General features: G+C 43.4%; 11 protein-coding genes. 9 read left to right on the top strand and 2 right to left on the bottom strand.

Going from position 1 to position 15,684, the window contains the following annotated elements:
• Position 1 precedes the first annotated feature (1 nt).
• The 8 genes from purF (at position 2) to gvpD (ending at position 13,233) form a co-directional block, all read left to right on the top strand.
• Positions 2–1,411 carry an amidophosphoribosyltransferase gene (purF, locus tag QXD64_04165; protein MEM3396509.1) on the top strand — a complete coding sequence of 470 codons (1,410 nt, stop codon included), beginning with the start codon at positions 2–4 and terminating at the stop codon, positions 1,409–1,411.
• Positions 1,371–2,126 carry an asparagine synthase C-terminal domain-containing protein gene (locus QXD64_04160; GenBank protein MEM3396508.1) on the top strand — a complete coding sequence of 252 codons (756 nt, stop codon included), beginning with the start codon at positions 1,371–1,373 and terminating at the stop codon, positions 2,124–2,126. Before purF ends, QXD64_04160 begins: the two co-directional genes overlap by 41 nt.
• Positions 2,127–2,340: 214 nt before the next feature.
• Complete coding sequence (locus tag QXD64_04155; protein MEM3396507.1) at positions 2,341–6,081, top strand: S8 family serine peptidase; 3,741 nt, start codon at positions 2,341–2,343, stop codon at positions 6,079–6,081.
• Between the two features lie 113 nt (positions 6,082–6,194).
• Complete coding sequence (locus tag QXD64_04150; protein MEM3396506.1) at positions 6,195–7,151, top strand: RNA-guided pseudouridylation complex pseudouridine synthase subunit Cbf5; 957 nt, start codon at positions 6,195–6,197, stop codon at positions 7,149–7,151.
• A gap of 48 nt (positions 7,152–7,199) precedes the next feature.
• Positions 7,200–9,542: a helicase-related protein gene (locus tag QXD64_04145; GenBank protein ID MEM3396505.1), complete on the top strand. Its 2,343-nt coding sequence runs from the start codon at positions 7,200–7,202 to the stop codon at positions 9,540–9,542.
• Complete coding sequence (locus tag QXD64_04140; GenBank protein MEM3396504.1) at positions 9,532–11,226, top strand: DUF5591 domain-containing protein; 1,695 nt, start codon at positions 9,532–9,534, stop codon at positions 11,224–11,226. The genes QXD64_04145 and QXD64_04140 overlap by 11 nt, the downstream gene beginning before the upstream one ends.
• Before the next feature lie 50 nt (positions 11,227–11,276).
• Entirely contained in the window at positions 11,277–11,729 is a 453-nt protein-coding gene (locus QXD64_04135) for a winged helix-turn-helix domain-containing protein (protein ID MEM3396503.1), read from the top strand.
• A complete protein-coding gene (gvpD, locus tag QXD64_04130; protein MEM3396502.1) occupies positions 11,707–13,233 on the top strand; it encodes a gas vesicle protein GvpD P-loop domain-containing protein in 1,527 nt (508 codons plus the stop codon). Before QXD64_04135 ends, gvpD begins: the two co-directional genes overlap by 23 nt.
• 1 nt (position 13,234) lies before the next feature.
• Here gvpD and QXD64_04125 read toward each other — a convergent pair whose 3' ends face one another.
• On the bottom strand, positions 13,235–13,861 hold the full coding sequence (locus QXD64_04125; GenBank protein MEM3396501.1) for a DUF835 domain-containing protein: 627 nt from the start codon (positions 13,859–13,861) through the stop codon (positions 13,235–13,237).
• 108 nt (positions 13,862–13,969) lie between these two features.
• Here QXD64_04125 and QXD64_04120 point away from each other — a divergent pair, with 108 nt between their 5' ends.
• Positions 13,970–14,443, top strand: coding sequence for a zinc ribbon domain-containing protein (locus tag QXD64_04120; protein MEM3396500.1), 474 nt, complete (start codon positions 13,970–13,972; stop codon positions 14,441–14,443).
• A 56-nt stretch (positions 14,444–14,499) separates the two neighbouring features.
• On the opposite strand, the gene folP is transcribed toward QXD64_04120, so the two are convergent.
• Positions 14,500–15,684, bottom strand: a complete 1,185-nt coding sequence (gene folP, locus QXD64_04115) for a dihydropteroate synthase (protein ID MEM3396499.1) — start codon at positions 15,682–15,684, stop codon at positions 14,500–14,502.

Here is a 15,684-nt window from a genome sequence, read left to right as displayed (position 1 = left end):
GATGCCACTTCATGAAAGGTGTGGTGTAGCGGCGACTGCCTGCAAGGATGAAATTGCAAGTTATATTCTGTATAGATGTCTGCGTGCCCTTCAACATAGGGGACAGGAGGCCTCTGGTATTTCGGTTTTTAAAGGCAAAATTGTGAGCGTTAAGGGAATTGGGGTTGTTGACAATGTATTCAATGATGAAAAGCTGCACAACTTAGCAAGTAATGTAGGTATTGGACATGATTACTACTCGATCAAAATTTCCGTTCCAGATAATGCCCAGCCCCATGTAGTAAGCACCCCTGCAGGAGAAATTGCAGTAGCTCATAACGGAATCATCACTAACTCAGATATTCTGAAGGAAAAACTCAAGGCGAGGGGACACTGCTATCAAAAGGAAAGTGAGGAGGAGAGCATTGCCTTCATACTTTCTGACGAATACACAAAGCACAGAAACATAATCAGGGCATTTAAAACACTTGTAAAAGTGCTCAACGGCAGCTATGCCCTTACAATTCTCTGGGATTCAAGAGTATTTGCACTCCGTGACCCTCTGGGTTTACGTCCTCTCTGTGTTGGCTGTGGTGACGGTTACACAATTGCTGCCTCAGAGAGCGTTGCCCTTGATGTAAACGATGCAGTGCTTGCAAGAGAAGTGGAACCGGGTGAGTTGATTGAGTTGAAGCCCAGTAGTTTTGAAAGTTACAAAATTGGAACATCTGGCAAAAGAGCGTTCTGCTTTTTTGAATACACATATTTTGCAAGAGCAGACTCAATTATGAATGGCAGAAGTGTGTATGAAATAAGAAGGAGGATTGGGTGGAGGTTGGCTAAGGAGAAACCAGTTGATGCAGATGTAGTAATTCCGGTGCCAGATTCGGGCAGAGCCCATGCATTCGGCTACTCTAGAGCTTCAGGAATCCACTACAACGAAGGCTTGATAAAGAACAGATACATTGCTAGGACCTTCATTCTTCCAAAACAGGAAAAGCGAGAAATGAATGTAAGGGAAAAATTGAATCCGATAAGGGATATTGTGGCTGGAAGAAGGGTTGTGCTTGTGGATGACAGCATAGTTAGAGGAACCACAATGCGAAGTATAATTGATATTCTCAGAAATGCTGGTGCAACTGAAGTCCATGTTCGTGTCGGCTCTCCTCCAATAATCTCTCCATGTTTTTATGGAATTGACATGACAACAAGAGAACAGTTTGTGGCTATAGGCAAGACTGAAGAGGAGATTGCAGAGAAGCTTGGTGCTGATTCGGTTGGATACATAAGCATTAATGGGCTCGTGGAAGCGGTACAGCATGAGCGAAGAGACCTGTGCCTTGGGTGTGTAACTGGTGTTTATCCTACACATATAGAAACTACAAAAGCCCATGTTCAACCTTGTATCTGGGATTTTAATGAGAGAGATTGAACTTCTTGAAATTCTGGATGCAGCAGTTGCGAAATGCATAGATGAGAAAAATGTAGCAATTGCATTTTCTGGCGGTCTGGATTCTGCTGTGATAGCATTTCTTGCAAAAAAGCATGCAAATGTAAAGGGATACACAGTAGGAGTTGCTGGCTCTAGAGATATTGTTTGGGGTGTCCATGCTGCAAATCTTCTGGCAATTAACCATCAGAAAATAGAGTTGAGCGAAAAAGAGGTTCTTGGGATAGCCGAGGAACTACGAAGAAAAACAGAGATTTCATCCATTCTCATACTTAGCTACGAATTACCGGTTTATGCTCTTCTCAAGTTTGCTAGTGAGAAAATAATCCTTACTGGTGCAGGTGCCGACGAACTCTTTGGGGGATACAGCAGGTACCTTAGAATACTTAGAGCAGACCCCCAGGAACTCAAAGAAGAACTAAAAAAGGACCTTGAAAAGGCACGGATTGAGCGGGAAATAGAACAAAAGGTTGCATCTGAATTAGGAAAACAAATTTGTTCTCCATATATGGACGAGGAGGTAGTGAAGTTTGCATTTTCGCTATCTCACGAGAAAAAAATCTATCTGGGGAGAAGAAAGGTTATTCTCAGGGATTGTGCAAGAATTGCAGGTATTCCGCCGGAAATTTATGAGCGAGAGAAAAAAGCGGCTCAGTATAGTTCTGGCGTCTATAAAGTTCTAAGGAAAAATCTGTGAATTTCATTGGTTAACACTGTGATGTTTTTGCGACTTCTCACACTTGCAGAAATACTGGTGTGTGAAATTTTGAAATTAACTAACCTGTTGTGTTATTCCAGTATCTGCCTTTAACACACCGTAGTTGTTAAAAATTAGCAATTTGGTGCAAAACTGGTATTTACCAAATCGGGTTTATATACTCATATACCGCTCGGGCAATTGGTGACATAATATGAAGAGATGCACAAAGGTGGCAGTAATTGCCGCATTTTTGGCAATAGTTGTAGTGGGTAGTGTTTTCTGGGTGATGAGTACCTACAAAGCGACACCAGCGACTGAGAAAGAAGTTGTGTATGTATCTGCAAATCCAATGCAGATCCAGATGCTTGAAAAATCAGGCATTCATATCCTCGAAAAGTACGATAATTATATACTTGTAGAGGTAACGGGAGAGGAGAAAGCGGTACTGGAGAAAAATAGATTTGAAGTTGCAAATGTGGATAATGCAATTCTTCTCCGAAACTACCAGTTCGATCCACTCCAGGGTGAGTCTGGACTTCAGAACGTTGGCTCTGATGTGAAAATTGTGCAGTTCATAGGTCCAGTGAAGGATTCATGGAAAACTGCACTTGTAAATCTGGGTTGTGAGATTTACTGGTATGTCCCAAACAACGCATTCCTAGTCAAGGTTCCCTCGTCCTCCCTTTCTTTAGTGAAAAAACTCTCGTTTGTTAGATGGGTGGGCGAATATCTGCCTGCCTACAAGGTTGATACTGCCTTGAGCGGCATGGGAGAAGCAAAGGTAAGTATTTCGTTGCTGGAGCCAGAGGCTCTTGGCGGGGTGATGAGTGTAATAAATTCTTATGGCGGAGAGGTGATAAAGGCAAGCAGTACAAGGGTCATTGCAAAACTATCCCAGGCAGGCATAAGGGCAGTGGCAGAGTTGGCAGGTGTTGAGTTCGTCTCACCCTATTATGAAATGAAAATCCTGAACAACAATGCTCAGTGGATTACCCAGACAGGCATCTCTGAGAACAGAAAAATCTGGGATAAAGGTATTCACGGAGAAGGACAGATTGTAGGAGAGAGTGATACAGGAATTGACTATGACCATGCTGCATTCAGAGACCCGAATGTGCAGATTGTGCAGAACCAGGTAAACCAGAACCACAGGAAGATCGTTCTCTACAAAAATTTTGCAGATGGAAAGGACTTGGATAGCTCAGGCCACGGAACCCATGTAGCGGGCACAATTGCAGGCGATGACTCCTATGTGGGCGGCACAAGTTCCTATGATGGTATGGCATACAAGGCAAAGCTGGCATTCGCAGACATTGGAGGCTCAGGAGATAGCCTTTCTGGAATTCCTTCTGATTTAAATGACCTCTTTGGGCCTCTTTATAGTGCAGGTGCAAGAATCATTTCAAACTCTTGGGGTGCCTCTACTAACACCTATGATGATGATGCAAGGATGGTCGATTTGTTCATGTGGAACTACAAGGATTGTCTGATTCTGTTTGCGAACGGAAACTCAGGCTCATCTGGAGCAAGCACAGTGGGTTCTCCGGCAACTGCAAAAAGTGTGGTAAGTGTCGGTGCTTCCCAGAACAGCCCAAATCAGAACAATGTAGCTTACTTCTCAAGCAGAGGGCCAACAGCAGATGGGAGAATGAAGCCCACACTCACAGCAGTTGGATATAGCTTGTATTCTGCAGATTCAGATGGGAACCTCAATTCAAATAACGCGGGTTACATAAGTATGGCTGGTACAAGCATGGCAACCCCATGTGCGGCTGGAAATGCAGCTCTTGTAAGGCAATATTTCACAGAGGGTTGGTATCCGACTGGCACAAAGAATCCAGCAAATGCAATTACACCTTCAGCTGCTCTGCTAAAAGCGGTGCTGATGGTTGGTGGTGTTGAGCTAACTGGCTCCTATAGTGATATGAACAACGAGGGCAAATTCCCGAACAACAGCCAGGGCTGGGGCAGAATTAACCTTGACAATTCTCTCTATTTCTCAGGTGATACACTTGGTCTTCAGATTGTCGACGAGACCACAGGTATTACTACAGGCCAGTATAAGGAGTACCAGTACACAATATCCTCAAATGCTCAGCCTTTCAAAGTGATTCTCACCTGGACAGATTACCCGGGCACAGTTGGTGCCTCAAAGGCGCTTGTGAACAACCTGGACTTGAAGGTAACGGCACCAGATGGTAGTGTCTATCTGGGAAATGTGTTTTCAGGCAAGAACCCAGGGCACTCCGTTACTGGTGGAACAGCTGACTCAGTAAATGCTGAAGAAGGTGTAATACTGCCAACACCAGTTACTGGTACCTATACAATCCGTGTTACTGCTACGAGTGTGCCGAATGGTCCACAGCCATTTGCACTTGCGCTGATTGGTGCCTTCGGCTCTGGTGGAAGCGATACAACACCACCGGTAATTTCAAATGTGGCAGCAAGTGGGATAACAGCAAACTCAGCAACAATTACCTGGACAACGGACGAGGCAAGCACAAGTGTTGTGGAATACGGTACAACAACCTCGTATGGACAGACCGCAACTGGCTCAAGTGGTGTTACTTCCCACTCAGTTACACTGTCAGGATTAACCGCCTCAACCACTTATCACTTCAGGGTTAAGTCCGCAGATGCAGCAGGCAACCTTGCAACCAGCTCTGACTACACATTCACAACCTCATCTGCTAGTGACACAACACCACCGGTAATTTCAAATGTGGCAGCAAGTGGGATAACAGCAAACTCAGCAACAATTACCTGGACAACGGACGAGGCTAGCACAAGTGTCGTGGAATACGGTACAACAACCTCTTATGGCCAGACCGCAACTGGTTCAAGTGGAGTTACTTCCCACTCAGTTACACTGTCAGGATTAACCGCCTCAACCACCTATCACTTCAGGGTTAAGTCCGCAGATGCAGCAGGCAACCTTGCAACTAGTTCTGACTACACATTCACCACTCTCGCAAATTCCACGGATGTGGTTGTTCTTACAGATGGCGTTGCAGCAACTGGCTCACTGAGTGCAACCAAAGATGCAAAGTACTATATGCTGAGTGTAGCTGCGGGCAAGACCTTGTTGAAAATTGAGCTTACAGGACCAAGTGGTACTGACTTTGACCTCTATGCAAAGCTGGGTGCAAAGCCAACGACTTCCACCTATGATTACCGAAGCATTGGATCAACCTCAACAGAGACAATTAATGTCACAAATCCCTCAGCTGGAGATTGGTATTTCATGGTGTACTCCTACTCTGGTTCTGGGACATTCACAATCAAAGCCACAACAAGCACCTCAAGCACCAATGTTACCCAACTTACAGATGGAGTTGCAGCGACTGGTTCACTGAGTGCCTCAAAGGATGGAAAGTACTACAGCATAACAATACCCTCTGGCAAGGCACAGCTCAAAATTGAAATGACTGGTCCAAGCGGCACTGATTTCGATGTTTATGTAAAGCTCGGTGCAATGCCAACAACTTCAAGCTACGATTACAGTGGCACGACCTCTTCCGCGTCTGAAACAGTGTCAATTACGAACCCAGCTGCAGGCACATGGTACATCTATGTGTACTCCTACTCTGGCTCTGGCACATTCACAATCAAAGCATCCACCTCAACCTCCACAGACACAGGGCAACTGACAGATGGCGTGGCAAAGACCGGCTCGTTGAGTGCAACGGGAGCAAAGGCATACTACTACATCACAATCCCCAGTGGAAAGAGCCAACTAAAGATTGAGCTCACAGGACCAAGTGGTACAGACTTCGACCTCTATGTAAAACTCGGTGCAAATCCATCCACCTCCTCCTACGACTACAGAAGCATCGGTTCAACATCTACAGAGACGATCACGATTTCGAGCCCTGCAGGTGGCACCTGGTACATCATGATATACTCCTACTCTGGCTCAGGTAGCTTCACAATCAAAGCCACCTCCTCTTAAATTTTTTAGCCCTCTAAATTTTTTAAAACCTTCTTTTTGTTTTAATTTTTCACCCCATTGTGTTCTCCAAACCCCAGAAAACTCTTTATTCATCAAATCTATCCCGCTCATTGATGCTTGTACTCTCCGAGACCGAAGCAGATCCAAGATGGGGAAAACCGCCAGAAATGCGAAGCATTGAGGAGCACATTCAAAATGGATTAGTGATAGTGGATAAGCCAAGAGGCCCTACTAGCCATCAAGTTACTGCCTGGGTAAAGCAGATATTTGGGCTTTCCAGAGCAGGCCATGCTGGAACTCTAGACCCAAAAGTAAGTGGGGTGCTACCTGTTGCCTTGGAAAACGCAACAAAGGCACTCCCTTGCCTTCTTCTTGGAACAAAAGAATACATAGCGCTATTGCGTCTCCACGGTGATGTAAAAGAGAGCGAAATCAGGAGAGTGATGGCAAAATTCGTTGGGGAGATCTATCAACTCCCACCCGTAAGAGCTGCAGTAAAGCGAGAACTGAGAGTGAGAAAAATTCATGCGTTGAATGTGCTAGAAATTGATGGAAAATTTGTGCTCTTTCGTGTTGTATGTGATTCTGGCACTTATGTAAGGACGCTCTGTACAGATATTGGTGATGTACTGGGCGTTGGTGCCCAGATGCAGGAACTAAGGCGGTTGCGAACTGCAAATTTTACAGAAAGCCAGGCAGTGAAACTGCAGGACCTTAAAGATGCATATGAATTTTACAAGGAGGGAAATCCTGAGCTCCTCAGGAAAGTCATTTTGCCTGTTGAAGCAATGCTTGAGCATCTGCCAAAAGTGATTTTGAAGGATTCTGCAGTGGATGCCGTGTGCCATGGTGCTGATGTGCATGTGCCTGGGATTGCAAAAATTGGAGAGAATATTGCGAAAGGCGATGTTGTGGGCGTGTTTACGCTGAAAGGAGAAGCAGTGTGCTTTGCAGAGGCAAAAATGAGCAGCGAGGGTGTAGTTAATGCAAAAACAGGTGTAGCGTTCCATCCGCTCAGAGTTCTGATGCATAGAGGAACATACCCGAGAATGTGGAAACACAAGGAATAACTACATGTAGGGCTAAGTAATTTATATACTACATTCATGGTTGAAATCATGCTTGAAACAAACCCATATCTCAAAACTGAACTCGTGGAGAAAAGAGAATATCAGATAAATATAAGTAGGAAATGCATAGAGCGAAACACATTGGTGGTGCTGCCCACCTCCATAGGCAAGACAATGATTGCCCTCATTGTCATTGCGGACTTTCTTGCAAAAACTGGGGCAAAGCCAGAAAAAAAGGTTCTCTTTCTAGCTCCCACAAAACCGCTTGTGGTCCAACAGTATGAACATGGTGTTCTGAAATTCATAAACATAGAAAAAGAGAGGGTGGCATTGTTCACAGGCGAGATTTCCTGGAAGAAGCGAAAGGAAATCTGGGAAAAGAGTGTAATTGTGGTCTCCACGCCTCAGGTAATCTCCAACGATTTACTAGCAAATAGGATAAACATAGAAAATGTTGGGCTTGTAATATTTGACGAAGCACATAAGGGTGTTGGTAATTATGACTATGTATACATAGGCCAGCTTTGCAGGGAACACAACATAAGAACGATGGGATTGACAGCGTCTCCTGGGTCCAAAAAGGAGAAGGTTCTGGAGGTCTGTAGAAACCTCAATATTAACTGGGCGGAAATCCGGTTCCCTACGGACCCTGATGTGGCACCTTATGTGCATGGGTTTGTAAACCAGTGGGCATATGTTACGCTTCCACCAGAAATTGAGAGAATTAGTAGATTGATTAAAGAGGCAATGTTGGAATATATAGAGGCATTGAAAAAATTCGGAATTATCCTCTCTTTAAAAGGTCTCACATTTTCCAAATTTGAAGATGTCACTAGAAAAATTACGGCAATGCTTGCTCAGAAAAAAGAAAGCTCACTTTTTACTGCGCGTTCTTACATTGCAGTATTACAGAAGTTACACCATGCCCTTCAACTTGTGGAAACCCAGGGAGTAAAGCAGTTTCTTGCCTATTACCAGAATAAGTTACTGAGTGATGCACAGGAATCAGATGCATCAAAGGCAGCCATAAAAGTAGCAAAACATCCAAAAATGCTTGAAGCAGTGCTTAGGGCTAAGGAGTGCAAGGTCGAGCATCCAAAAATTCTCAAGATCATGGAAATAATTGAAAAACAATTTGCTGAAAATCCAGATTCAAGGATTCTGATTTTTGCAGAGGTGCGAGAGAGCGTGGCATACATCTATGAGAAAATCAAGGATTTACCTGGGGTAAGGCCATCTCTATTCTATGGTCAGGCCTCTAAAAAGAACTTAAAGGGGATGCGGCAAAAGGAGCAGATAGAGATTATAAATAAATTCAGGAATGGAGAGTTTAATGTGCTTTGTGCTACATCGGTTGCTGAGGAAGGGCTGGACATTCCATCAATGGATATGGTTATCTTTTATGAGCCAGTTGGTTCAGAAAAACGATTGATACAGCGTAGAGGAAGAACTGGAAGAAGATATACTGGCAAAGTTTACTTTTTAATCACAGTGGATTCTTTTGACATGGGAAGATTTTTTGCCTCTACAAAAAAGGAAAGGAAGATGCAGAAAATTGTGCAGGAAGTCCAGAGGGAATTTTTGAAGGAAGCGGATAAAAAAAGGAGTGAACATGAAAAGAATGTGACTGAAGAAGAGCAAGTGGTAAAAGAGGTTTCGAAGGTTGAGGAGAAAAAGGAGAGAAAATCATCAAAGACACAGCTCACGCTTGACGATTTCTTTTCCGCTTGTTCTGATAAAACGCTAGAAATTGTTGTGGATAGGAGAGAATTTAGGTCTGAGATTCCCAGAGCGCTTTCAAAGATGGGTGTGCATGTAATCTTTCGTACGCTAGATGTTGGGGATTACCTGATCTCAGATGAAGTGGTTGTAGAAAGGAAAACTGTGGAGGATTTTGTCAATTCCATATTAGATGGCAGGATTTTTGAACAGGCAAAGGCACTCAGCGATTCAAATGCACATCCGCTGATAGTGGTTGAGGGGAAATGGAATGGCTACACCAGAAATGTATCTGTGTCTGCAGTGTATGGAGCAATCTGTGCCCTGGGAATTGATTTCCGAATTCCAGTGGTCAACTTTGAGACCTCAGAAGAAACTGCGAGTTTTCTCCACCAGCTGATAAAGAGGGTCAACAACGGCTCTCGCCTTCCCAAAATCCGATTTGAGAAAAAGCCAAGAAGTATGGCTGAACTCCAAGAGTATTTGGTGGCAGGATTACCAGATGTTTCTACAGTGATTTCAAGGAGATTACTAGAGCATTTCAGAACTCCGAAAAAAGTGTTCAATGCCACAGTGGACGAGTTGATGGAAGTAAAGGGTTTGGGAGATGGAAAGGCAAGGGAAATCTACGAAGTGCTGAATCAGGAATGGAGAGGTAGAGATGAGTTTTGAAATCAAACACAAAGATGCTTCAGCTGCCTTTGGATACTTCCATTTCCAGGAAAAAGCAATCAGAATACCAACACTGGTAGAGGTACGCGGAGATACACTGATTGCTACCACTGAAGGGGGAGAAAAAACAGAGATAAGAATGCCTGATGTGATATTTACAAACCCAGAAGGTTATTTTCCCGCCCCTCTTTCTATGACTAATTTAGAGGATGATTGGAAAATTGTGGGTGAGTGGATTGTTGTAGTTGACTGGCGACATCTTCCAGACTTTCGAAATTTTAGCCAAGCGTTGTGTTTTTTTCCAAGGGGCACAGAACTTTTTCATCGTCCGAAGGAGTTTTCAGATGCAATTTTAGCAATAAGAAAGGCAATCGGGTTTGGGAAATTACTTTATGTGCCTGGAATTGCCCTGCCCTCTAGAATTGCAGTGCTTTCATGCCTGAGGATAGACCTGTTTGATGATGCACTAGCTAGGTTTTTAGGAGAAAAGGGAGTGCGAACATTAAGTGCTGGCTTGCTCCCAGAGAAGGAAAGGTGCGTTGCCGAAAATTTGGCAGAGCTGAAGAGCGAGCTAAATGTAGTTGAAAGATTTGGGAAGGGAGGAAAGTTAAGGGAGCTTGTTGAGATGCGAATTCGGGCCGAGCCAGAACTTGTGGCTTTACTTAGGTACATGGACCTGTTGCATTATGAGTTTTTTGAAAACTTGTGGACTGTATGTGGGAAAAAATTTTATGCAAATTCAAAGGAATCGCTCAGTAGAGTTGATGTTGTGAGATACAGAAAAAAGATATTGAACTACAGGGGAATAAATGCAGATTTGCTACTCCTCCTACCATGTTCCGCAAAAAAACCTTATCATCAATCCCGTTCCCACATGCTGGTTGAGGAGGTCTTAAGAAGTACTGGTGTGAGAGCAAACATTCATGTGGTTTCGCTTACATCACCTCTTGGAGTAGTGCCAGAGGAACTGGAAAATTTTTATCCTGCTAATGCCTACGATATTCCGGTAACTGGACACTGGGATTGGGAGGAAAAGCAGGTGGTGATTGAGGGTCTCGAGCCCCTAATAAAAAAATACAGATTTGTGCTTGCCCATCTACCAGATGATTACAAATTTGTGGTGGAACATTTTGGGCTGGAGAACACCTGCAAAGATGATGATGTGACCTCAGAGGCAAGCTTGAAGGCACTGGTAGAAAAAGTTGGCGAATTTCAGCTGGAAAAGGGACAGCATTGGAAGCGGCTGGCTGAAGAAGTGAAAAATGCTTTAAAGTTCCAGTTTTCTGGGATCGATACTGCATTTTTGACAGAGGCAAAGATAAAGGGAAACAGATGGAACTGGCTCTTGGTCTGTGGGAGTAATGCATTCAGAATGGATGAAGAGACAGGAAAAATACTGGTGCTTGAGGAAGGCGGAAAAATTCTTGCATCGCAAAGGGTTAAGTGTGTTGAAATTGGCGAGTTTAAATTGAAAGGCGATGTATTTGTTCCAGGCATAGTTTCTGCAACCTCTGATATTCGAGAGGGCGACGAGGTCGTGGTGGTGCAAAATGGAGTAGCTGTGGGTACGGGAAGAGCGATGCTCTCTGGAATTGAAATGAGAGATTTAAAGAAGGGGTTGGCAGTTAAGATGCGGGAAAGATGGAAATTTATACCAGGCATTACGGAAATAAATATTGGCTGAGGTAGTTTCTGCCGAAAATTTATATATATCAGAAAAATATTACTAAAAGAATGGCCCTTGATGCGCTTGAGCTTGCTCAACTTCTGACTGATGGTTATGTTGCGAAGATATTGATTGCTACTTCTAGAAGACCAAAATCCGCTATTGAATTATCTGATAGATTTGGAATCCCAATTGCACAATGCTACAGACGAATTCATGCACTCGAAAATGCAGGGCTGTTAAAAGCGGTTGATCGTGTGCTCACACGGGAAGGGAAAAGAATTTATTTGTATAAGTCATTGGTGAAAAATGTTCAGATTTACTATGAGGGCACAAAGGTGAAGGTGAAACTTGCTCTCATGGATTCGCCAGAGCCTGAAATTGAGAGAACCGCGGAGTTGATTGCTGAGGAAGTAAGAACACAACCTCACCAAGAAACTGAAAAAAGGTTTAGCATGTTCATGATGAAAGCTGGAGAAAATACAGAAGGTGAAGAAAATGATGAAAGGAAAAATTCCTGAAGAAATATTTGACTTTCTGAACAGGGATGCTGGGAGATCGTTGTTGATAAGAGGACCTGCGGGCACAGGTAAAACAACGCTGGCACTTGAGACAATGGACAAAATGCGGAGAATGATGAACACCTACTACCTTACCTCAAGGGTAGCGGATAGTGCTCTCTACGACCACTTCCCCTGGCTGAAGCAGATGATTGAGGAAGGAGAGATGATGAAGGTTGTGAAGGAGATGGAGAAGCTGGCGTTGAAAAGGGAGGCGGCAGAAAAGAAAGGGCCGAAGGTGGAGAGAACTGAATTGAGAAAGCTTGAGGGTTTTATTGAGGAAGGGGGCGAGCCCCTTTTTGAGCAGGGTGAGATAACGCTCGCCGTTGGTTCTCCAGTTGAGGAACTCGACCTTGTTTATGATGTGGTGGAGAAGGCATTGCCCAAATCCACACTCGTTGTTATTGATTCAATAGAAGGGATATGTGAGAAATATGGAATTTCTCCAGCGAAACTCATGTATACGCTTGAAAAGGACCTTGTCGAAAGCGCACATGCAAAGGTGCTGTTTATTGTAGAGACCCCTGAGCCACTGCTGGACTACCTGGCCGATGGTGTCGTCCATCTCGAAATGAAGATTGTGAACAATCGCACCTTGAGAACAATGGAAATCAGGAAATTGAGAGGGATGAGAATAAAAAGGAGCCACTATGTGTACACGCTGGAAAACGGGAGATTCACTGCACTGGCAACACCAGAGCCGGAAGATGTGATTTCCTTCAACAGCTTTGAGGAGGCATCTGCAAAGCCATTCTCTACAGAAATTGATACCGCTGATAAGATAATTGTGAGATTAGGTGAAAAAGGTGTGATTCTGAACATGCTTGCAGATGAAGGCACGACTGTAGCAGACCAGTACCTCTTCTTGAAGAAAATTATCGCCGGACATTTGCTTGCTGGTAAAGGTGTGTTTTACATGCCCTCAAAAGTCCAGGATTTAAGGGAGACCGCAAAATATTTCAGTTGCAATAAGCCCTGTGCAGAAAGGTTTAAAACCAATTTACGAATGCTTGTGCTCCACACCTTCCTCCCGAGTGTGAGTGAACGCCAGGAGAATTTGATGCTGTTAGAGGGCTCGGATGTGAGCAGAGAGATAACACTGGATATATTGAAATCCAACATTGGAATTGAACCCCCGTATTTGTTTGTTATTGATGCTGATGCTCTCTATTCTACCTATCGAAACATGGGGGCAGTGGATATTATGAACCTCATCAGATTGATAAGACAGACAGGTTCCAATTGTATATTCATCACCTACAGAGGAATCACCTATGATACGATAAGCCAGTTATGTGATGTCAACCTTTCCTTGAAAAAGATTGAGTCCGTCCCTGCGATTGCAGGAGAGTTTCCGCACACACCTTACCATGGGTTCAGTGTGGAAAAATATGTGAGTTCTCCAAAGAGTGGTTCAAAACCAGCACCGAAGGAGATCAAAATAAAATTAATACCGATTGTTTGAGCTAGATTTTTATTGTGGTTTTGAACCTTCGTATCTGGGCAAGTTCCTTCTCATCGTAGGTGGCAGGGTCGATTATTATAAATCCAAGCCCCTTTGTTGCGGTAACTATATCTCTCAATTCTTCCAGCATTGCCTCTACTTTACCCTTATCTGTGTACATGGCCAGAACATCAATGCAGTCAATCACAAAAAGGGGCTTTTTCTCTGTGAAAGCAGTGGAAGAAATTGTGTGCTTGATGTATCCAAGCGAGGCTGGTGAAATCCTGTTCTTTCCGCTAACTGTAGAGATTTCAAAAACATTACCACAAACTCCCTTTGCTTCCTTGTAAAGCCCATTAACAACAGGCATGTGCCTTGTAAATATATTCACAAGATACTTTGAATTGTTCTTATCGTTTTCAGCAATGTAGTTCATTATAAAATCATGTGCCTTGTCAATATTTTTTGTTTCTAGTATGTAAATCTCACCATCACGAATTTCCACACGGCTGGTATTCCTTTCATCAGCCACGGTCATCCTGCCCCGACCTCCCATCTCTGAGATTATAGCCCCATCTCCTAATTTAGCTTTTATATTTAATCCTTTCTCAGCACCACCTGTGCTAGTGAACTTAGGGATTTTTTGCATATCTAATGGAAACAATAACAAAACAATATATAAGCATTTTTCAATCTGCAGGTTTATGTCATATTTTGAAAAATACCCAAATATCATGCGAAAGCGAAAATAATATAAATGAGAACATCTATCAGGGTAGCGGTGATAAATATTCCAGAGGAAGAGAGATGCCCAACATGCGGTGCAGAACTTCCTGCAGGTGCAACTGAATGCCCAGAATGCGGTGAAAAAATCCAGACAGCGACAGAAGAAGCGGCATCGAGTGAAGAACAGCCAAAGGAAGAGACAGTGACAGAGACAGAGGCCGAAGCACCCGCTGCGGAAGAGCCAGCAGGAGAACGCAGTCCGATGATGTTCTGGCTGGGTGTAATCCTGGCAATCGTCGGATTCCTCGGTGGACCAATAATTTCCTGGGCGCACGATGCCTTCAAGTGGGAAATTATCGGTAAAAACTTTGACTCATTTGGCTGGCTTAACATGACTGTTGCAGTGATAGGTGTGGTGATTGGTATTGTTGGCGTCGTAATGATGCTAATGGGCATGAAGAAGAGTGCACCGTCTGGTGAGGCAACGGAAGAGAAATCTGAGTAAAAATTTTTAAACTTTTTTAATAATTTTTATTATGTTTTTTGATTTTTTGTTTTAATTTACTCTGTTTTAATCATCCTATAGATTTTTAGAAGTTCAGCATGTTCACGAACATCATGAACTCTGAGAATCCTGGCTCCGTTTATTAGAGCCAGCATGTTAATTGCTACTGTAGCGCAAATTCTTTTCTCAGGAGGTGCTTCGATGACCTTGCCTATGAACGATTTTCTTGAGGTTCCAATAAGCAATGGACGCCCTAGAGAGAGAAATTCGTCTAATCTTGCAACAATTTCGTAATTCTGAGAAATGGTCTTACCAAAACCGATTCCAGGATCTATCACAATCTTTTCCAGGTCTATGCCTACATTCAGCCCAAATTCAATTCTCTCCTTGAGAAACTCATAGATGTCTGTAATCAGGTTTTTGTAAACAGGATTATCTTGCATTGTTTTCGGCTCACCCAACATGTGCATTATACACACACCAGCTCCAAATTCAGAAACCACTTCTGCCATACCATTTTTCCGTAATCCATATACATCATTTATTATCTCCGCACCTTTCTCGAGGGCGAATGCAGCAACTTCTGGTTTGTATGTATCTATTGAGACCGGTTTTCCAAGAGAAACAATAGCGTCTAACACAGAGGAAAGGCGTTTTGTTTCCTCCTCGACCGAGACAGGTTCGGAGCCGGGCCTTGTAGATTCTGCGCCTATATCTATTATGTCAACTCCCTCCAGAACCATCCGCTTTGCATGTTCCAAAGCTGCCTCTGGCTGCATGAAATAGCCCCCGTCTGAGAATGAATCCGGAGTAATATTCAGGATTCCCATTATCAATGGTCTTTCGATCTTTATTGTCCTTTTTGCTGTCTTCCAGACACCTTTCAATGCATTTGCACGAGAAATAATAATTCTCTCAATCTGCTCACCTAGTTCTCCGAGATTAAACGGTTGCTTTCTAAGTTTTCCTAAAAAAATCTTAAGGGTTTTTTCTGTCCCAAGTAAAACCACATCACAATTTTCTCCTTTGCCAGTTATTGCATCCATTGGAATTGCAGCATCACCACCTGCGGCTAGCATCTCTTGCTTTATGATGTTTGCACAGATAGGTTTGATACCTGAGATATAAATTCTGTATATCTCTCCTTTCCTCTTCAAAATTTCAATTCCCTCTGGGTGCACTCCAATTCTTGCAAATAAACTCTCAAGTTCTAAATCTTTAGAGAGAACCCGCACATGCAT

It is taken from the genome of Thermoplasmata archaeon, assembly GCA_038874435.1.
GTDB lineage: Archaea > Thermoplasmatota > Thermoplasmata > Lutacidiplasmatales > SKW197 > SKW197.
The sequence above is the reverse complement of the archived record's forward strand: the minus strand, read 5'-3'. Positions and strand labels throughout refer to the sequence as shown.